Source organism: Candidatus Zixiibacteriota bacterium, from assembly GCA_026397505.1.
Taxonomy (GTDB): domain Bacteria; phylum Zixibacteria; class MSB-5A5; order GN15; family PGXB01; genus JAPLUR01.
In genome coordinates this window covers 1-20,430 of record JAPLUR010000063.1, presented here as the reverse complement: position 1 = coordinate 20,430, position 20,430 = coordinate 1, and the positions used below count along the sequence as shown (strand labels likewise).

Sequence of the window (20,430 nt, the reverse complement as noted above, 5' to 3'; positions counted from 1 at the left end):
TGGTTCATTTCTCTTTTATCTGATTCGCCAGATTGATGCTTTTACCATCTGGCGCATTATTGTGACGGCTATCGGGTTTGGGGTCATTTATAATATGAAACCAAAGAGATTTGATTACGTATTATTCCCTGTATGGTTGATTTTTATAGTATTAGTTTCATTGGGCAACTTGTTCACCGGAGGAACAATAATTTATTAAGTGAGGAGAATGCTGAATGGCTTCCTATCGGTTTAAAATAGTCATAGCCTTTCTGACCTTATTTCTGGCGGCGGGCAGCTTGTCGGCCAAAGTGCTTACTTTGGAAGACTGCATCCAGTTGGCGATTAAGAATAGCGCTGACCTGGTCAGGGCCAGGGGGCAGGTCAGGGTCGCGGATGGTCTGGTCTGGCAGGCCTTTGGGGCATTTCTTCCCGGTATATCGGCCAGCGGGTCGGTAAACCAGATTAATTCTGAGCCGGGTCAAAGGGTCATTCAGGATCAGATTTTCCAGAGTAGCGGTCTTACCAAGAGCTATAATCTGGGCGCGTCGGCCAACCTGACCATATTTAACGGCGGGCAGAACATCTTCAATTACCTGGGAGCCAAAACGGACAAGAGCTACTATGAATATACGGCCGAGCAGACCGAGCAGTCGTTGGTTCTTTCGGTGAAGACAACCTATTTCGCGTATCTGGCCGCTCTCAAACTCAAGCAGGCCGGTGAGGAGGCAGTCAAGCGAAGCGAGGAACAACTCAAACTGGCCACCTCAAAGTATGAAATCGGCTCCGCTTCCAAATCGGATGTTCTCAAAGCTCAGGTGCAATATGGGAAAGACAAGTTGTTTCTTCTGGATACTGATAACGGTATCAGAACATCGCGGGCCGACCTGGCCTATCTAATTGGAGCCGATGTCAACTCCGATGTGGATTTCTCTCAGGAATATGAGCGCAAAGATTATTCGGGCACTGAGGAGGAAGCGCTGAAATTCGGGTTAGCCCATTATCCCGGTCTGCTAGCCGGGGGAAAAAATCTGCAGGCCGCCAAGTATGATCTTCGTTCCACGAAAGGGCGCTACCTTCCCACGGTATCATTCGGTGTCGGGCGGAGTTGGTCCAATGAATTCTGGAGTAATGTGAGCAAATTCAGAAGGCAGGATGCCCGTTGGTCATTCGGGACTTCGATAGATATTCCTATCTTCGACAACTTCAGCCGTAAAGCTGCCTTATCGCGTTCAAAGGTGAATCTCAATAACGCCCGGGCCGATTATTCTTATCTTTTGAACAATCTGGCGCTGCAGATAAAGAAAGCATATCTGGAAATAAATAAAGCCGAAGAGGCCCTGAAAGTGGCCGAAGAGAATGAAGCCGCGGCCAAGGAAGATATGTCGCTGGTCCGCGAGAAATACAGCCTCGGCGCCGCCACGATGCTTGAGGTTTTGGATGCCGAAGTGAGCCTGATCACCGCTCAGAACAGCAAGATTCAATCCGAATTTGACTTTAATATGGCCGTGGCCAAACTGGAAAACGCCATGGGCATGAGGGAGTAGATTCTTCCGGAATAGAGGTAAGACCAATATGAATATGAAAAAGAAAAGCCTGATAATTATTGCTGCGATTGTTGTTGTCGTCATTGTCGTTATTGTCAACCTCAGCAGCAGCGGGAAGAAAACCACTCCGGTTGAGGCGGAGACAGCGACCCGCAATGATATTGCACAGGAGGTTTCCGCCTCCGGCTGGATTCAACCAAAGACCAGAGTCAATATCACGGCCGAGGTTAATGCCAAGATTATCGGGATATTTGTCAAAGAGGGTGAAACGGTGATGAAGGGGCAGTTTTTGGTGCAGCTCGATACGGTGCAACTGCAGAAAGATGTTGACCAGTCGCGCTACTCTTTGAATGAAATGGAAGCCCGCACCGAGGCCGCCAAATCGTCGTTTCTTCAGGCTGAGGAGGAGCACAGCCGTCAGAAACAGCTCTTTGAAAAGAAGCTGACTTCAGAGACGGCGGTGAAAAATTCCGAATACACTTATTTAAGCAGCAAATATAATTATGAGGCCATGCTCAGCCAGACCAGGCAGGGCAGGGCGGGTTATGAGAAGGCGCTTGACAATCTGAGCAAGACCCGAATAATGGCGCCGATGGATGGGGCGGTCACTTTCCTTGATGCCGAAGTGGGTGAAATTGCCTCGGCACAGACCGCTTTCACTCAGGGAAAAACTCTGATGACCGTGTCCAATCTCAATTCCTTTGAGGCGGAGGTCGACGTTGATGAAACGGAAGTGGCCAAGGTGAAACTGGGTCAGACGGCGCGGATTGAGGTTGATGCCTTTCCGGATTCCATGTTTCAGGGAGAGGTAGTCGAGATTGGTAATACCGCGGTCAAAACCAATGTCGGTTCGACCGATCAATCCACCAATTTCAAGGTCAAAGTTCTTTTTGTCGAGAATAACGAATTCATCAAGCCGGGTATGTCGGCGACGGTTGACATTGTCACGGATGTGCGCAATCAGACTCTCACGGTACCGTATGGCGCAATTGTGATGCGCCCTAAAGATGCTGATTCGCTGGCAGGCAAGACCGGCCAGCCGCAGGAGACCGGCGGCGTCCAGGCGGCGCAACATGAAGTGTCGCTCTCCGAATCTGCTGCAAAGGGGAAGAAAGAAAAAGAGGTCAAGGGAGTGTTCTTGATAAAGGAGGGGAAGGCGAAATTTATGCCGATTGAAACCGGCATTGCCGATCAGAAAAACATTGAAATCATTTCCGGAGTGGCTGAAAAGGATACCGTTGTAACCGGACCTTTCAAGACTTTGCGAACACTTAAGAACGGCGATGAGGTCAAAGTCGAGAAGAAATTCAATATGGAGACACCCAAGTAATGCCGCTCATAGAGACCAGGGAAATCTGGAAGACCTATGAAATGGGGGCTACAGTGGTTCACGCCCTGCGGGGTGTGTCGCTGAGCATAAACAAGGGCGACTATGTAGCCATCATGGGACCTTCCGGTTCGGGCAAATCGACGCTGATGAATCTGATTGGCTGCCTGGATACCCCCTCTTCCGGCGAATATTACTTCAAGGATAAGCAGGTCAGCCACATGACCGATGACGAATTGGCCGTAATTCGCAATCGTGAAATCGGTTTTGTATTTCAGACCTTTAATCTCATGCCTCGGGCCACGGCCCTGCATAATGTGGAGCTTCCGCTTATTTATAACGGGACACCGCGGCTGATTCGCGAGCAGAAAGCGCGGAAGGCTTTGAACATTGTCGATCTGGGGGATCGAATGTTGCATCGACCCAACGAGCTATCGGGCGGGCAGAGACAGCGGGTAGCCATCGCGCGCGCCCTGGTCAATGAACCGTCGCTGATTCTGGCCGATGAGCCAACCGGCAATCTTGATTCCAAAACGGGATTGGAAATCATGCAGCTCTTTTCACGTCTCCACAAGGAGGGGAATACCATTATCATTGTCACTCACGAAAGAGAAGTGGCCACTTATGCCGACCGGGTGCTTCATATACTGGATGGCATGGTGGATCGGGATGAAGTAATCACTGTTGCGGAGAAAAGCGCCAACGGAACCAATTTATGATCGTCTGGGAAATATTCAAAATGGCGGTGGGGGCTCTCCGGGTCAATAAGCTGAGGACCTCGCTGACTCTTCTGGGTATCATTATCGGCGTTTCATCGGTCATAACGATCATTTCGGCTCTGGAGGGGTTATCGCAATCGATCAGAGCGGAGTTAAACCAACTGGGGCCGACGACTTTTATTGTCACGCGATTCGGATTAATAATGGGTCATGATGCATTCATGGAGGCTCTCAAGCGAAAACCGATGAAGTATGAATATCTGAGTGATATTGAAAAGGGCTGTAAGGATTGCGAAAAGGTAGCCGCGCGTTCTTATATCATGGGTGAAGTAAAATTTGGAAATCGTAAACTCAAGCGCGTTCTTATCGGGGGAGGGACAGCCAATATCTTCGACATTGTTGATTTGCAATTGGGGCAGGGGCGTCTGCACACGCTGGAGGAAGACCAGAGTCGTCGCCGTGTGGCCTTTGTCGGCGCCACCATCGCCGAGGAATTGTTCCCCGGACTTGATCCCATTGGCCAAACCATGAAAATAAATAATATCCGCTATGAAATAATCGGCATGGCCAAGAAAAAGGGAGCGACAATGGGTGAAGACCAGGATAAATTTGTCTTTGTTCCTTATTCCTCCTTTGTTCGCGATTTTACCGATCCCCACATGGATTTGGATATCTTTGTCAAAGCGTCTTCGGTGGAAAGACTCCCCGAGGCCATGGATGAGGTGCGGGTAATTTTGCGCTCCGTACGTCATGTGCCTTTCGAAAAGGAAGATGATTTCGGCATTTTGACGGCCGATGCCATAATGGCGGCCATAAATGACGTTACCAAATATATTCGTCTGGGATTAATAGGTATATCATCCATCGCCCTGATAGTGGGCGGTATTATTATCATGAATATTATGATGGTCTCGGTCACCGAGAGGACCAGGGAGATTGGTATTCGCAAATCGGTCGGGGCCAGACAGCGGAACATCCTTCTGCAGTTTCTTTTTGAATCATTGGTGCTGTCGCTGACCGGAGGGATTATCGGAATAACAATCGGGGTCGTTCTGGGGGATGTCTTGATCAATCTCATCAAAATGCAGATGACCCCATCTCTGTTTGCCATAGCGATCGGTCTGATAATTTCCACCGGGGTGGGGTTATTCTTCGGCATCTATCCGGCCATGAAAGCGGCGCGGATGCAGCCGGTCAAGGCGCTCAGTTTTGAATAGGATAGTTCCGGTATGACATCGGTAGAAATGAAAGAAGGAATTTTGATGGCACTGGGTTCGCTCTGGTCGAATAAATTCCGATCATCGCTGACCATTCTGGGGGTTCTTATCGGGGTCTGGTCGGTGATCGCCATGACATCGCTGATTAAAGGGCTGGATAATGCGGTGCAGGGTTCCATAGATGATCTGGGCAGCAACATTCTCTTCGTCGATCAGTATGCCCCGGGGGTGGATTACGATGAACTGAGTGATGAGGAAAGAAACCGCAAGTATATTACCATCGCGGAAGCGAATGCCATAAAAGATGAGTGCCCGGCCGTGGCGGCAGTTTCTCCGGAAAACCATTGCAATCCGCCCGGGGGAAATATTGTCAAGTATCAGAAGAGACGTGCCAATCAGCCATTGGTGGTCGGTGTCACACCCGATTATCTTCGGGTCCGGGTGATGCAATTGACTTCCGGGAGGTTTATCGATCGCGTGGACAACGAAACCAGGGTGATGCTCTGCGTCATTGGTTCAGACATAAAGGACGCTCTTTTCCCCGGCGAGGACGCACTCGACAAGCAAATAAGGGTTAATAATCATCGTTTTACGGTAATCGGCGTGTTTGAGAAAAAAGAGTCGATGTTTAATACTTCGGAAAACAGCAAGGTTTACATACCGATTGAAACTTATATGAAACTCTATCCGGAGGATGAAGCCCTGACCCTGGCCGTCAGCGCCGTTTCGACGACCCGGATTGAGGAGGCCAGAGATGAGATTACGATCGCGCTGCGAAGACTGCGGCGGGTTCCTTATGGCAGAGATAATGATTTTGCCGTTTACGGTCAGGAAAACCTGCGGGAGATGGTCGGAAATATCACGAAATATATTTACATTGCCATGATCGTTATATCATCGGTGGGTCTGATGGTGGGCGGGGTTGGTGTCATGAATATCATGCTGGTTTCGGTTACCGAAAGAACCCGGGAAATCGGAGTCAGGAAGGCGATTGGTGCGCGCCGGAATAATATCATCTGGCAGTTCCTGATAGAGGCCATGACCCTTTCGGGCACCGGGGGAGTATTGGGCATTATCGTCGGTTTGGTGACGGCTCTTCTGATCGGAATGCTTTCGCCTCTGCCATTCGGGGCTTCACCGCTCTATGTCACGCTGGGATTTGTCGTGGCGGTGTCGGTCGGCCTGATGGCAGGCATATATCCTGCCTATCGGGCGGCCCGCGTGGACCCGATAGAGTCTCTACGTTACGAATAAGCAATTAAATTTGACATTGCCATTTTTAATCCGTCTCTATAGATTAGAAAGCAAATGATTATTGCGGAACATTTATGAAGAAAACATATTTTCATCTTTCACTTTTTCTATTCCTGACCGTGGTGTTTACAGTATCCACCTGCTTCGGCGGAGATGTTTTCTCCGAAAACAGCAAAATCGAAACAAGGGGTCTCCAGATTGACCTGGCGCAATTCAAATCCGACCGGGAGAATCTCAATCGTCTGGAGATATATTACAGGATTTTCAATAACCTGCTTCAATTTGTAAAGGAAGGTGAGGAATTTGCGGCCGCCTATGAGGTCAGCGTCTCGGTTCACAACGATGACGGACGGCAGGTGAATGCTGTCAGCCGTTCCAAAAACTTCACGGTCAGCAGCTATGAGAAAACCGTCTCGGATAAGGATTTTCGGACCAGCCAGTTTAATCTCCTTCTGGCGCCGGGGAAGTACAAAATCGATTTTGCCCTCAATGACAGGAATACCGAGGGGACGGTGCGCAAGTCGCTGAAGGTGAACCTTGAAAAATATGACAACAGCACACCGCAGTGCTCGGGGATCGAGTTTGCCCAGGCCATTGATACGGCCCTTTACGATTCGCTTTTTATTAAAGGGAATAAGACCGTTGTTCCATCGGTACGGCGCCAATACGGCGGCGATTCCATTTCGGGACTTCTTTATTATGTCGAGTTGTATCAGGGAATCGATGCGCGGGAGAGTGTCAAGGTCGAGACCCAGATTTTTGACCGGAATTTTGACGCGGTGTATCGCGATACCATGACGGCAGCATTCGCAGACGGTATCATTCGCCAGATAAGGCAGGTTTCCCTGTCCGGTATCAGGGCCGGGGATTATATTCTGGCGATCGCGCTGAAGGGAAGGCGCGACCGGGTGGTCGAGGAGTTGAGGGAGCCATTCAGTATTTACTGGTCGGCCGATGCCCTGGTCAGGAATGATTTTGAAGCGGCCGTTATGCAATTGAAATATATCGCCAGCGCTCAGGAAATGGACAGCCTTAAAAAGGCTAAAACTCCGGAGGATAAACTGCGACTCTGGAAGGATTTCTGGTTTTCCCGCGATCCCTCGCCGGGGACGGCCGAGAATGAATTTAAGAAGGATTACTATCGCCGTATAGATTTCGCCAACCGACATTTCGACGCTTTGAAAAGAGAAGGGTGGCTGTCGGACCGCGGAATGGTATATATCTCTCACGGCGAGCCCGACCAGATTGAGGATTACCCTTTTGAGCTTGACCGCAAAGCATATCAGGTGTGGTATTATTACCATTCCGAAAATGTGAGGAGATTTGTTTTCGTTGATGAATGGAATGACGGCGATTATAGGCTGCAGTACCCTTTTGATGGAGTATACCATTGAAAACAGGAATGAAGCGTATGAAAGATATGTTCAGGAACAGATATTTGGTGGCGTTGCTTTGGTCACTTCCGGCGATAATCGCGGCGCAGGAAATGGTTCCGGACAAGATCGGTATTCAGGCGGGGATTCTTATTTATGGGACCCCTTCCACTGGGCCGGAGTCGTATGTGGAATTCCCCTTTGTTGTAAATCGCAACCAGCTTTTGTTCCTGCCCGAGAATAGCAGCGGACAGGGATTACGGGCGGCTGTCTTCGCAGAGATAGTCATATCAGACACGCTCGGCCAGCATATTGACTCGGCTAATACCTATTTTTACAGCCGGGCGGCAGACTCATCTGCGGCCCGAAGCAATAAAATCAGGCTTTTCAACAAGCTTTTCTTACTTCTTCCGCCGGGGGTTTATAAGGGGCGGCTGGATGTAATTGATGTTTCAAGCAAGAAAGAAGGGTCATTTCTTTATGATCGCATTGAAGTGCTTCCGGTGCCGACAAAACTGGCGCTCAGCAATCTGGAATTGGCTTATGATATAAAGGTTTTGGAGGAAGGTCAGCAGCCCTCCAATCCGCGCATGGTAAAAAACCAACGGGAAATTATCCCCAGCCCCATGGGCATTTTTTCCCGTGACGATACCGTCATTTATGTCTATGCCGAATTATATAATATCCCGTATGACAGCGCCGTGAAGGATGATTTTCAGATCAACTACCGGGTGTATCGCAGCGACGGTTCCCTCCATTTTGATTTTGGGGATATCATTGATGAAAAGCCGGGTTTCTCGGCGGTTATTACCAATATCCTCAATATTTCCGGCTGGCAATCAGGGAAATATGATATTGAGTTGACCGCCACCGATCTGAAATCAGGGACGAGTGCGGCCGTATCGCGGGGATTCATCATTTTTCCCCCGGCCGGAACTGTGCCGGAGGTTGCCGGAGTAGCCGGGAAAAATCCTCTCGACACCGTCAGTGCGACGACTATTTCCAATGTCCTTAGATTTCTCCTTTTACCGCAAGAAGCAGCGGTTTTCCATTCGCTTAACGATACCGGAAAAGTGAGATTTGCCATTCAATATTTCAAGGACAAGGATCCATCTCCCGGAACGCCGACCAATGAGTATCTTGAAAGTGCTTTCCGCCGTTACGTCTATGCCAATGAATATTTCTCATCATTGCCGGGGATGAATGACGGCTGGAGGTCGGATCGAGGGAGGGTTCTCATGCAGTATGGCCAGTGGGATGATCGGGATGAAATCACCGCTCCCTCCTATGGGCGCCCCTGGGAAAGATGGTATTATCGCGCCATTCAGGGAGGCGTTCTGTTCATTTTTGTTGATATCAATGGTTATGGGGAGTACAGGTTAGTCCATTCCACGGCCAAGGGAGAAATATTCGACAGCAACTGGGACAGCAGGGTCAAAGAAGAGAATCTCGAGATTTATTGAATTCCGATATCAGCAAGAAAGCCCGGTTGTGCGCCGGGCTTTCTTATGTTTGATCCTAAACGGTCGTAAGGCTCTAATTTGTTTTTACCGAATCGCCCGGATTAGCCCCGGGAATACGGACGGTGCGTTTGACCGGCACTGTGAACCGGGAGACCGCTTTATCATTGAATTCGATCGTTAGCGACTTTTCGAATTCCTTGGGAAGGAATTCTTTCAGGACCGTGATCTTGCCCTTCTCCGCCTGCCCCGGCTTGATCTTCTTGGGCAGGGTCAACTTAAACATCTCCGACGGCATGTCGATCAGTTTGACTTCAAGCTCGACATCGGAAATATTCTTGATGGTAAAATCAAGTGAACTTCTCTCCTTTTCTCCGAATTGCGAAACATCAAATTTATAAGGTGAAATCACGATCGGAAAAGTGGAATCAGGGTTTGCAATAACATCGCATACAATCTGAACGTATTTTGCTTCAGTCCCTTCATTGGTCGTGATGCTGGGCCGTTTTGTCTGGCGATTGATATAATGACCGGTTGAAAAAATGATTTCCAGATCAGCGCTGTCACCGACAGCAAGCTCCATTTTGGACAGCGGAGCCTGAGTGCAGCCTCAGCCGGGGTTTACTTTAATAATTTTTAGGGAATCTGTTCCGGTGGAATGAAGCCAGAATTTGTGGCTTATCTTCGAATTCTGCGGCACAAAACCGAAATCGAAAATTGAATCGGGAAGCGAGAGTTTCGGTTCCGCCGTCGCAATTCCGGAAAATCCCCAAATAATGACAGCCATCAAAACAAAGGGAGTCAGTCTCTTCATATCTCCTCCAACAAACCTCAATATATTATCAAAAGATATCGTCTGGTTATCATTCTATCTATATACGGCCAATTTAACCAATTTTGGCACGGTGTCAATGAATATATATCAATTGCCCCGTCTATAAATCTTTCTAAAAACAGGTATAGAGAATCTCTTTACCAGAGATTCCTCGTTTATGAATTCAAAGGTAATATTGGTCTCAAACTCTTTATCCACACCATTCTTGTTCAGGGTCAATGTCCCGGATGCCACGCCCGAAGCGGGCACAAAAACCGGGAAATCAAGGTCAAAAAAATCCTTATCGGTGCGAATCAGCTTGAGCGGGATAGGGGAATCAGTATTATTCAAGATTTGAAAGGGATATTTCGTCTGCCCGGTTTCCCCGTATTGAGAGGCCGCTATTCGGATCGGTTTAACATAAATTGGCCGATATTTTTCCATATCCTGGACAACGAACGACGTCACCGGAATCAAATATGACCCGCGCCCGGCATTGGTGTAAATATGAGAAACCCGGATAATCTGACCGGAATAGTTGGCCGAGTAGAACGCCAATCTGGTAACAAGGCTATCTCCGGGGGGTAAGACTTTTTTATCCATAGGCAGACTGACGCAATCGCAAAAGGTATTGACACTGTCGATCACAAGCGGTTGATCTCCGATCGATTTCAGGGTGATCGTGCGATAGAATTTGGTCATGGTTGGCACAGCCCCAAAGTCCACCGTATCGACGTTGATCCAGGCCATAGGCTTGGCCTCGGATACAGCTATGGCCACCATTGTCAGCAGTATGTAAAATGCAAATGTCCTCATAACTTAACTACTATGCGGTTAATGATTTATATTGCCGGAATTAAGAATAGTTCCCATCAAAAGGCAACTATTTTTTTGCGCTTTTGGAGGATATCTTATTGATTTTTGTGGTGGTTATCAGTATTTTTGAGGAAATTACCAATAGGAACAGAAAACCTGCTCACACGCGGAATTCTTGGAAGTCGGCAAAGAAATTTAATCATTGGAGCATTTTATGGACCCAAAGAGTTATATGGATAACAATAAGCAGCAGAGGCTTAACGACTTATTTGAATTTTTAAAATTCCCCTCGGTTTCGGCCAAGAGCGAAAACAAAGGAGATATTCTTGCCTGCGCCAAATGGCTGGCCAAGCATATGAGCGACATCGGGCTGGAAACCAAAATTATGCCGACCGGCGGACATCCGATGGTATATGGAAGCCGGATTTCCTCACCGGACAAGCTGACGGTATTATACTATGGCCACTATGATGTCCAACCGCCGGAACCTCTGGAATTATGGAAAACCGCGCCTTTTAATCCCATAATCGAAAAAGGGTATATGATCGCCCGGGGGAGCACCGATGACAAGGGCCAGCTTTTTACTCATTTGAAGGCAATTGAAGCATATACCGCTACCGGCGCTGAACTTCCGATTAATCTCAAAATGATGATTGAAGGAGAAGAGGAATCTGGTTCGGCCAATCTGGAGCGATTTATAGAGCAGAATGCCAAATTACTCAAAGCCGACTTGGTTGTCATATCCGATACCGCCCAGTTTGGCCGCGGCTTGCCGGCGGTTACTTATGGTCTTCGCGGCATAGCGTTCGTTGAGGTTAAAATTACCGGGCCGAACCGTGACCTTCATTCCGGTTCCTTTGGCGGGTCAATCGCCAACCCCATAAATGTTCTGGCCAGGATTATCGCTTCCATGCATGACGATGACGGAAGGGTGACCATTCCCGGATTTTATAAAAATGTCTGCCCAATCAGTGCCTGGGAGAAGAAGCAAATAAAACGCCTGCCCTTCAAGAAGGAGGAATATCTGGCCAAGGTGGGGACAAAAGGACTCTGGGGCGAGAAAGGATACAGCACCATGGAGCGGATATGGAGCCGACCGACTCTGGATATCAATGGCGTTACCGGCGGCTATCAGGGCGAAGGGGGCAAGACCATTATACCTTCCTGGGCCTCCTGCAAAATAACCATGCGGCTGGTGCCCGATCAGGTGCCGGGCGATATTTGCGATAAAATTGAGAAGTATATCCGCAAGATTTGTCCCAAGACCGTAGAATGCGAAATAATCAAGCATGGCGGCGCTCCAGGCGTGGTTGTCCCGACCGATGGCCCCTGGCTTAAGGCAGCCGGCGCGGCGATCAAGAAGGGATTTGGCGTGGAACCGGTCTTTATTAAAGAAGGAGGCTCAATCCCGGTAGTGGGGACATTCAAACGAGTTCTGGGATTGGATACGCTTCTTCTGGGCTGGGGTCAGAATGATGACAATGCCCACTCGCCCAACGAGCGATTTGCCATATCGGATTTTGAGGGAGGGTGCTACAGCGCTCTGGCTCTCGTTGATGAGCTGGCCAGGGTCAGGAGATAACTATGGATCTGGGGATAAAGGGCAAAGTTGCCCTGGTGACCGGCGCCTCCGCCGGTTTGGGGTTAGCCGCGGCTACGGCACTTGCCGCCGAAGGGGCCAGAGTGGCGATCAATTCGCGCTCGATGGCGAATCTGGAAAAAGCGGCCGTTCAGCTTAAGGATAAAATCGGTTATAGTCCGACTATCGTGGCGGGCGACTTATCAATTGAAGGTGTCCCGGAAAAAATCGTGGATGAGGTCAAATCGAGGCTGGGGAAAATTGATATTCTGGTGGTCAATGCAGGCGGCCCGCCGCCGGGGAAATTTCTCCAGCATACCAAAGAGACTTGGCGCCAATCAGCCGAGCTGACCTTATTTTCCGCCATTAATCTGGTGCGAGTAGCGGTTCCGGACATGATTAATGCAAAGTGGGGGAGAATCATCTTTATCACTTCCGTTGCGGTCAAGCAGCCTATAGATAATCTAATTATCTCCAATACTCTCCGGGCCGGTGTGACCGGTTTTGCCAAATCGATTTCCAATGAGTTGGCGGCATCCGGAATAACCGTGAATACAGTCTGTCCCGGCTATACCGATACCGAACGGCTTAAGGTTCTGGCGGGAAATATCGCCTCGAGCTCGGGGAAAAGTATTGAAGAGGCATATCTGGGTTGGACCGGGAGCATACCAGTCGGCCGTGTGGGGAAACCGGAGGAGTTAGCCGCCCTGATCGCCTTTCTGGCTTCAGAAAAGGCCTCCTTCATATCCGGCACGGCAATTCCGGTTGATGGTGGTTATTATAAAGGATTGCTCTAAATTATATTTCTAACAAATTATTTAGCAATATGCTTACGGGTCAATAGGGGATGGCACTCAGGGATCGGTTGACAGGCATCAGGGATTGGCAAAGAGCCAATCAGTCGATGCCGTCGACCAGTTTTATTTTCCTGATCATTCTCATCCATCAATTGGCGGCCTCCTTTGCTTTTCCGATCGCGAAGTTGGGGCTCAACCAATTCGACCCCTTTTCTTATGCCTTTTTCCGTTTTATTATCTGTTCCGCACTTTATATTATCCTGCTTCTCATTAAACGGCAGAAAGAAAAAATCGTTTTCAAAGACAGAATCAAAATATTCATGCTTGGGTTATTCCTGATACCAATGAATCAGCTTCTTTTTCTGATTGGTCAGGCGAAAACGACCGCCAGCCACGGAAGCCTTCTTTTCGCCACCACTCCCATTGTGATTTATGTCATGGCCATTCTGTTCCTTAGAGAAAAATTGACCTTTCGCAGGTCTCTGGGAATACTGATAGCAATCATAGGTGTTTACACGATTTTGACCGGTGGAAAATTGCAGTTTGGAACCGAACATCTGGTAGGGGATTTGATTGTTCTGGCGGCTGTTATTGCCTGGGGAGCGGGAACAGTAATGGGGAAGCCCCTGGCGCAGAAATATGGAGCTTTGCGGACGACCGGTCTGGCGCTGGTATTCGGGTCTGCGGTATATTTCCCTTTTGGTATCATAAAGGCTCTTCAGGCAGATTATTCGGCGGTCACCTGGGTGGGTTGGTTTTCAATTCTCTATATGGGGATCATCATGTCAACCCTGGCTTATTTCATCTGGTATTGGGTGCTGAAGTATTTCGAGGCTTCGCGCATTGCGGTGGTTCAGAATATTCAGCCCATTATTGCCTCGGCCACGGCGGCGCTGGTTCTGGGCGAGCCGATTAGCCGGAATTTCATAATGGGAGGCATAATCGTCATGGCCGGTGTGCTGTTGACAGAAATTAAATAGATATCTTGAAAGTTTGGTTTTTTTGACGATTATTATCTGGTGAGCAGTAAAACTGAAAATTGGATATGTTATGAATGATATTAAAAGAAACGATGCCCAGGCCGAAACCTGGTCGATTTTTCGGATCATGTCGGAATTTGTAGACGGATTCGAGACGCTGCGGGCGCTGCATCCGGCAGTTTCCATTTTCGGCTCATCGGTTCTGACCGAGGAGTCTAAATATTACCAGTTGGCCCGACAGGTGGCACGCAAGCTGTCCGAGGCCGGCTTTGCCGTCATTACCGGGGGCGGCCCGGGAATTATGGAAGCTTCCAACCGGGGCGCCAGCGAGGGTTCCTCAAAGTCGGTCGGCCTGAATATAGAAATTCCTCATGAGCAGAAGCCGAACCGATATCAGGACATTTCAATCAGCTTCCGGTATTTTTTCGCGCGGAAGGTGATGTTTGTAAAATATGCCTCGGCCTTTGTCATCATGCCGGGCGGATTCGGAACGCTCGATGAGTTATTTGAAGCATTAACCCTGATACAGACCAAGAAAATTTTCGAATTTCCCGTGGTGCTGGTCGGTTCCGATTTCTGGGGCGGCCTGATTGATTGGATTGTCTCCAGCCCAATTCGCGCCGGGACTCTATCCAAAGAGGATCTCGGCATCTTCTCCCTGACCGATGATCCGGATGAAGTGCTGCGTATAATCAAGGAAGGGTATGAAAAGGTACGCCGCTCGCGCGCAATCTAGCCGGAGTGAATATTACGAAAAAGGCCGGGTCATCGGGACCCGGCCTTTTGCATTCGGTGAGATCAGGCCCGGAGATTATTTTCGGAGAAGGCCTGTTCTAGTTTGGGGTCGGTAAAGATACCATCTTTGCGGACCAGCTTGTTATCGAAGTACAATTCCCCGCCGCCGTAATCTTTTCTCTGGATCAGGACCAGATCCCAGTGTATGGCGGAGATATTGCCGTTGGGGGCTTCATCATAGCAGGAGCCGGGGGTTAAATGGATGGAACCGCGTATCTTTTCATCGAAAAGGGTGTCTTTCATCGGATGGAGAACAAAAGGATTGAGCCCGAGCGAGAATTCCCCGACATACCGGGCGTTTTCATCGGTATCGAGGATTTGATTCAGTTTATCTTCGAATGAAGCGGCGGTAGCTTTGATAATCTTGCCGTTCTTAAAGGTGAACGAGATGCCGTTATAGACAAAGCCTTCGTGAAGCGACGGCGTATTATACCGAATGGTACCGTTGACAGATTCTCTGACCGGCGCAGTATAGACCTCGCCATCGGGAATATTGCGCGTCCCGTCACATTTAACCACGCCGATTCCTTTGATGGAAAAGGTCAGGTCGGTGCCGGGGCTGACCAGACGTACATGATCGGTATTCTGCATCAACTCCACCAGCGGGCCCATCGCCCCGGACATTTTGGCATAGTTGAGATTACACACTTCAAAATAGAAATCCTCGAATTTTTCCTGGGAGGTTTCCGCCAGTTGCGCCATAGCATTGTTGGGATACCGCAGAACAACCCATCTGGTTTTCCTGACCCGCTGCTCCAGATGAACCGGTTTATAAAACAGCTTTTGATAGTTTTCCATCTGGGCCGCAGGAATATCCGAGAGGTCAAAGGGATTGTCGGATCCGCGCACGCCGATATAGGCGGCGGATTTCTTCATCATATCGAGATGGAAATCGGCCAGCTTCTTAAATTGCTCGGGGGTGGCGGTTTTCAGATATTGGCGCAAAAGCGATTCATCATTATAAAACCAAAATGGAACGCCGCCTTTTTCCGTAGCATAACGGATAATTTCTTTTCCCAATTCGCGGGCTTCACTCCCCTTGATTTCTAAATATAAAATCTCACCCGGTTTCAAAGCGACCGAATAGTCAACCAGATTTTTGGCCAGAATGATATTTCGATTATCTTTCATATCGAGGTTCCTTTCTACAAGTTCAATCAAAAATACGACATCCCGGTCTCATTGGCAAGGGGCGAAACAGGCATTCCCAAGCGGAGATTCTAACGAACTTTCTGCCGAGGCGGTTGTTAAGGAACCTGATGAGCGAAAACAGACGAAACAGGATTCATATTGGTACATCGGGGTACAGTTACAACGACTGGCTGGGGAATTTCTACCCGCAGTTCTGCTCCTCAAAGGATTTTCTGAGATTTTATTCCTCCGTTTTCAATACCGTTGAAATTGATTCCACTTTTTATCGGATTCCGACGGTTCAGACCGTTCAGCAATGGAAAAAAGTAACCCCTGATAATTTTATCTTTACGGCCAAATTTCCTCAGAGCGTGACCCATGAAGGGGCATTCAAATCACGTGTTGATACCGCACGGGTTTTTATGGATGTCATGGCCAACCTGGATGATAAGCTGGGGCCGCTGCTCATGCAGTTCCCTTACAGCTTTAACCCGGTTGAGCACTTTGACCTCTTGCGGGAACTGCTGCAAGTTGTTCCAGCGGATATTAAAGTTGCGGTGGAAGTCAGGAATAAAAAGTGGATCAGGCCGGAATTCTACCAACTTCTCTCGGGGAGAAAGATCGCCCTCTGTCTTCTCGACCATCCCTGGATGCCGAAGAAGACTGAATATACCGCCGATTTTTCCTATATCCGTTTTCTGGGCGACCGCAAGAGAATCGAGTCGGATTTCAGTTTCATTCGGTTTGATCGGGAAGAGGAACTGAAATGGTGGTCGGATTTGATTGAGGAATTTTCCCGGGAGCGGGGAGAAGTCTACGCTTATTTCAATAATCATTACAGCGGTCATTCGCCGACCACGGCCAGACGGTTGATTGAAATACTCCAGACAGTTGCCCAATAAGATCGCGAGTTCTCCGCTAATAACTGGCAACTAATTATATAATAATATCTTATGGAATGTTTATAATGTATCACTTTATGGCCAGGTCGATTTCCCTTGCCATAGTCTAAACATTTATCGTTCTTTCCTTACAATTGAAGGCCTGCAGAATAAGGAAACCGGAACATGCCTCAGAATAGAAATCATCAGTTTTTGTGCATCAATTTAGACCGCTATCAATTCGGCATTGAGGTCGGCAAGGTGAATGAAATCATCTGCCCGAAAGGATCCACGGAGCCCGGCAGGGGCGCCCTTTCATCGGAGAACAGGCTTTGCAATGAAGCTGCTGACTTCAAAATTGTCCGGCTCGATGAGTTGCTTCTTCAGCGGCGAGAGATATCCGCTCCTGAAGAGCGCCTTGTGGTTGTCGAATATGAGGGAGATAAAATCGGACTGGTGGTCGATGCGGCGCGCGAAATCCTGAGAGTATCTGATGAGCAGATAACTCCGGTTGGGCATGACAGCCGCGATCTCAACGCTGATTTTCTTGAGGCGGAAATTGTCGAAGATGAGAAGGTTATCTACATTATTTCAATGGAGAGACTGCTCCAGGAAATAAAAGTAGGCTGATTCTCGCCGGCAGTGTCGGCCGCTATTCTTTTCTCAGGCGCTCGATATCTTCCTTTTTCCCCAATATCAGCAGAATATCGCTGTCCTTGAATTTGTAATCGGGGGAAGGGACAAAAATAAGCTTATCCGGAATAATTTCCTTAATAGCCAACAGTTGAACGTTGTACTTACTCCGCAATTCCACTTCGGCCAGACTCTTGCCCAGCATCTTATCGCCCGGAGAGATCTCGGCCACGATATATTCCTTGGAGAGCGGAACGAAATCAATCATGTTGGGCGTGGCCAAGGATTTGGCGCTCTTTATGGCCATCTCTTTTTCGGGGATAATGACCTTATCGGCGCCGATTCTCTCGAGAACCCGGGCATGTTCCTCGGATATCGCTTTGGCAACGACATTGGGGCAACCCAATTCCTTCAGGAACATGGTGACCAGAATCGAATATTGAATGTTATCTCCGGTGGAGACAATCACCGCTTCGGTATCACCCAGGCCAAGCTTTTTGAGAAGCTCGATATCCGTGGCATCCCCGACCACCGCCGTATCCACGAATTCCGAGACTTTCTGAACTCTGGCAGGATTTATATCAATGGCTATTACCTCTGTCTTTTCCTCCGCCAGAGTACGGGCGATATAGTAACCAAAGTTGCCGAGACCAATTACACCGAATCTTCTCATAATTATTATCCTATCATAATGCTTTCTTCAGCATAGATCATTTCTTTTTTTCCTTTAGGCGAGGCGAGGCCGTGCGCTATGGTCAGGACACCCACTTTGCCCAGAATCATGGTAACCATTATGATAATTTTCCCCATTGCCGTAAGATAGGGGGTCAATCCCAGGGACAGCCCGACCGTGCCCAATGCGGAGACGACCTCGAATATGGCCAGTTTAAAAATATCGGGCGATAAATTGGGAGTCTCCCGATGGAATATAATCACGCCGAAAGAGGCAACCACCACCACCAGGATTCCCAGAATGAAAACGCTGACAGCCCGCCCGACATCCATTTGAGGGACGGTCCGCTTGAATAAAGAGACCCGCGTTTTCCCAAAAAGACGCGATACGGCCAGCGAGACCACCAGCAGGAAAGAGGTTGTCTTGATACCGCCGCCGGTCGAGCCGGGCGAAGCCCCGATGAACATGAGAACGATGAGGATGATGACCGAAGCGTTGGGGAGCTTTTCCATGAAAACAGTATTGAAGCCGGCGGTACGGGCCGTAACAGATTGAAATATGGAATCGAGGAAATTGGCCCCTCCAAAGGCATAAATACCCAGAGTACCCCCGAGAATAAGAGAAAGTGTCACCAGTATTACCGAACGGGCATGTATCGATGTTCTCTTTGCAAAAAGCCGGAATCTTTTCTGCGTTAGTTCTATCATGACGAAATAACCCAGGCCACCGAAAACTATAAGCAGCATTATCGGCACGACGACCGCCAGATTGGAGGAATAGTCAATCAGGTTTTTGGAAAAGAGGGAAAAGCCGGCGTTATTGAAGGCGGAGACGGAATGGAAAATCGCCTGCCAGGCCGCATCAACCGGACCGGCATGGCGGAGAAACCCGACTGTCATGACTATAGCACCGCTCAGTTCGATAATAAGAGTGAAAATGAAGATTCTCTTTAGAAGGTAAAAGGTATCCTGAAAGTGGCCGACCGCCACCGATTCCTGGAAAAAGAGTCTCTCGCCCGCAGAAATCCTTCTCCCTGCCGAAATGAAGATAATAGTGGCAATGGTCATGATTCCCAGCCCCCCCAGTTGAATCAGGGACATGATGGTCAAGTGTCCCCAGGAAGTCCAGACAAGGGCGGTGTCGACCGTGGTGAGACCGGTGACACAAACGGCCGAAGCGGAAACAAAATAGCAGTCAAGAAAGGAGACGGGCTGTTTCTGGCAGAAAGGGAGTTTCAAAACGAAAGCGCCCAAGGTAATCAATACAACATACCCAAAAAGCATGAGTAGGCCGGGCCGCAGGGTCATCAGCTTGATAAGAAGCTTTTTCATGAGTTTTAAATCAAAGAATTTGTAATAATGAAGACTTCTAAGAACGGCAGGCCGGAACTCAATGTGCTTTATTTGGAAATAGGACGGGGGCACCCCTTTTATCTGGATGGTGTTGTCAAACTACTTGAAACTGATTATTCGGAACAGGTTGCATTTTCTGTCCATGATGCCCATTCTCTATCGCGGGGCGTCAGCCGGCTGCTGTGGGCAGAAGTGGAATATTTTTATCGTGCGGGAAGCCATGGAGGGGTGGCGGCCATCTTTTACGAAAAGGCCAGAAAAGGAAGAAGCCCCGACAAATATGGTTTTCCGGAACGGATTCTGGCCCGACATATTCGTAAATGGGTGCAGGAGAATCCGCATCCGACCCTCGTATCACATCCGCTCTTGGTCCCGATGATTTCCGATCAGGTGTCGGTGTTTTATCAACATGGCGAAATTGCCGCTCCCAGAGTGTCGGCGGTGACAGGCGCCGAAGTCATATTCGTACCTCTTGAAGAGACCAAAGCACAATTAAGCGAAATGGGTATTCCCGACGCCAGGCTTTTTGTCTCCGGTCTGTGCATTGAGCCGTTTCTGGCGGCTGGAGCTGCAAACATGTATGAGAAGCGGTTGGCACGCCTGCAGGGGAAAGCACCCCTGGTCGGGGGTTTCTTTTCGTCGGGGGCGGAGCCTCCCGGCCATGTCAGGAAACTGGTTCTGGCCGCAAAATCGATGGCCGCGGCAGGACAGAAAGCGGTGGTCTTCTGCCGCAAAGGGGGGCGGTTGCAGCGGGCTATGGAACGTGAAGTGGCGGTTGTCAGGCATTCTCCGCAGGATTCACCGGAGGATTCGGAGAGGAAAATCGCGGAGCATAATATCATGGTAGCGGCTTATGAAAATCGCTCTGAAGAAGATGCCTGGACTTTAAGATTGTTCGGATATCTCGATTATTTTGTTGCCCCGCCGCATGAGCGAACGAATTGGGCGGTTGGTTTGGGGCTGCCGATGTTTATACTGCATCCTCTGATAGGACCTTTCGCGCCTCTCAACCGCAATTTTCTTATGGAAAGGAAAGTCGCTCTGGACATTTCTGATGAAAGGGGAGCCGAAAACCTTGCCGGCATAATTCAGAGACTTCGGAA

At 49.0% G+C, this 20,430-nt stretch carries 21 protein-coding genes; 15 read left to right on the top strand and 6 right to left on the bottom strand.

Going from position 1 to position 20,430, the window contains the following annotated elements; all coding sequences use genetic code 11:
- The 8 genes from NT002_07010 to NT002_06975 all read left to right on the top strand — a co-directional run.
- Positions 1–199, top strand: a 199-nt coding sequence (locus tag NT002_07010; protein ID MCX6829018.1) for a hypothetical protein, incomplete at its 5' end; no start/stop codon positions are given.
- A 16-nt stretch (positions 200–215) separates the two neighbouring features.
- Entirely contained in the window at positions 216–1,526 is a 1,311-nt protein-coding gene (locus tag NT002_07005) for a TolC family protein (GenBank protein MCX6829017.1), read from the top strand.
- Between the two features lie 28 nt (positions 1,527–1,554).
- Positions 1,555–2,856 carry an efflux RND transporter periplasmic adaptor subunit gene (locus NT002_07000; GenBank protein ID MCX6829016.1) on the top strand — a complete coding sequence of 434 codons (1,302 nt, stop codon included), beginning with the start codon at positions 1,555–1,557 and terminating at the stop codon, positions 2,854–2,856.
- Positions 2,856–3,572, top strand: coding sequence for an ABC transporter ATP-binding protein (locus NT002_06995; protein MCX6829015.1), 717 nt, complete (start codon positions 2,856–2,858; stop codon positions 3,570–3,572). Before NT002_07000 ends, NT002_06995 begins: the two co-directional genes overlap by 1 nt.
- Positions 3,569–4,789: an ABC transporter permease gene (locus NT002_06990; GenBank protein ID MCX6829014.1), complete on the top strand. Its 1,221-nt coding sequence runs from the start codon at positions 3,569–3,571 to the stop codon at positions 4,787–4,789. Before NT002_06995 ends, NT002_06990 begins: the two co-directional genes overlap by 4 nt.
- A gap of 12 nt (positions 4,790–4,801) precedes the next feature.
- A complete protein-coding gene (locus NT002_06985) occupies positions 4,802–6,043 on the top strand; it encodes an ABC transporter permease (GenBank protein ID MCX6829013.1) in 1,242 nt (413 codons plus the stop codon).
- 74 nt (positions 6,044–6,117) lie between these two features.
- The gene (locus NT002_06980; protein MCX6829012.1) at positions 6,118–7,437 is read left to right on the top strand and encodes a GWxTD domain-containing protein; all 1,320 of its coding nucleotides are present in this window, start codon (positions 6,118–6,120) and stop codon (positions 7,435–7,437) included.
- Positions 7,438–7,454: 17 nt separating this feature from the next.
- Positions 7,455–8,879: a GWxTD domain-containing protein gene (locus tag NT002_06975; GenBank protein ID MCX6829011.1), complete on the top strand. Its 1,425-nt coding sequence runs from the start codon at positions 7,455–7,457 to the stop codon at positions 8,877–8,879.
- A 73-nt stretch (positions 8,880–8,952) separates the two neighbouring features.
- On the opposite strand, the gene NT002_06970 is transcribed toward NT002_06975, so the two are convergent.
- From NT002_06970 to NT002_06960, 3 genes are all read right to left on the bottom strand, one after another.
- Entirely contained in the window at positions 8,953–9,459 is a 507-nt protein-coding gene (locus NT002_06970) for a hypothetical protein (GenBank protein ID MCX6829010.1), read from the bottom strand.
- A 27-nt stretch (positions 9,460–9,486) separates the two neighbouring features.
- On the bottom strand, positions 9,487–9,690 hold the full coding sequence (locus NT002_06965) for a hypothetical protein (GenBank protein ID MCX6829009.1): 204 nt from the start codon (positions 9,688–9,690) through the stop codon (positions 9,487–9,489).
- A 108-nt stretch (positions 9,691–9,798) separates the two neighbouring features.
- Entirely contained in the window at positions 9,799–10,506 is a 708-nt protein-coding gene (locus tag NT002_06960) for a DUF1573 domain-containing protein (protein MCX6829008.1), read from the bottom strand.
- Positions 10,507–10,720: 214 nt separating this feature from the next.
- Between NT002_06960 and NT002_06955 the strand changes: the two genes are divergently transcribed.
- The 4 genes from NT002_06955 (at position 10,721) to NT002_06940 (ending at position 14,598) form a co-directional block, all read left to right on the top strand.
- Complete coding sequence (locus tag NT002_06955) at positions 10,721–12,088, top strand: dipeptidase (protein ID MCX6829007.1); 1,368 nt, start codon at positions 10,721–10,723, stop codon at positions 12,086–12,088.
- Between the two features lie 2 nt (positions 12,089–12,090).
- A complete protein-coding gene (locus tag NT002_06950; GenBank protein MCX6829006.1) occupies positions 12,091–12,882 on the top strand; it encodes an SDR family oxidoreductase in 792 nt (263 codons plus the stop codon).
- A 50-nt stretch (positions 12,883–12,932) separates the two neighbouring features.
- Positions 12,933–13,862: a DMT family transporter gene (locus tag NT002_06945; GenBank protein ID MCX6829005.1), complete on the top strand. Its 930-nt coding sequence runs from the start codon at positions 12,933–12,935 to the stop codon at positions 13,860–13,862.
- 70 nt (positions 13,863–13,932) lie between these two features.
- Positions 13,933–14,598 (top strand): TIGR00730 family Rossman fold protein, encoded by a 666-nt coding sequence (locus NT002_06940; protein ID MCX6829004.1) that lies wholly within the window; start codon positions 13,933–13,935, stop codon positions 14,596–14,598.
- Between the two features lie 62 nt (positions 14,599–14,660).
- Here NT002_06940 and NT002_06935 read toward each other — a convergent pair whose 3' ends face one another.
- Positions 14,661–15,788, bottom strand: a complete 1,128-nt coding sequence (locus NT002_06935) for an aminopeptidase (GenBank protein MCX6829003.1) — start codon at positions 15,786–15,788, stop codon at positions 14,661–14,663.
- 128 nt (positions 15,789–15,916) lie between these two features.
- Between NT002_06935 and NT002_06930 the strand changes: the two genes are divergently transcribed.
- Both NT002_06930 and NT002_06925 read left to right on the top strand, forming a co-directional pair.
- Positions 15,917–16,690, top strand: coding sequence for a DUF72 domain-containing protein (locus NT002_06930; protein ID MCX6829002.1), 774 nt, complete (start codon positions 15,917–15,919; stop codon positions 16,688–16,690).
- 165 nt (positions 16,691–16,855) lie between these two features.
- Positions 16,856–17,299 carry a chemotaxis protein CheW gene (locus NT002_06925; GenBank protein MCX6829001.1) on the top strand — a complete coding sequence of 148 codons (444 nt, stop codon included), beginning with the start codon at positions 16,856–16,858 and terminating at the stop codon, positions 17,297–17,299.
- 22 nt (positions 17,300–17,321) lie between these two features.
- Here NT002_06925 and NT002_06920 read toward each other — a convergent pair whose 3' ends face one another.
- Positions 17,322–17,975 carry a TrkA family potassium uptake protein gene (locus NT002_06920; GenBank protein ID MCX6829000.1) on the bottom strand — a complete coding sequence of 218 codons (654 nt, stop codon included), beginning with the start codon at positions 17,973–17,975 and terminating at the stop codon, positions 17,322–17,324.
- Positions 17,976–17,980: 5 nt separating this feature from the next.
- On the bottom strand, positions 17,981–19,306 hold the full coding sequence (locus NT002_06915; protein ID MCX6828999.1) for a Trk family potassium uptake protein: 1,326 nt from the start codon (positions 19,304–19,306) through the stop codon (positions 17,981–17,983).
- Positions 19,307–19,333: 27 nt separating this feature from the next.
- On the opposite strand from NT002_06915, the gene NT002_06910 reads away from it, so the two are divergent.
- The coding region (locus NT002_06910; GenBank protein ID MCX6828998.1) for a hypothetical protein at positions 19,334–20,430 on the top strand (1,097 nt) is incomplete at its 3' end.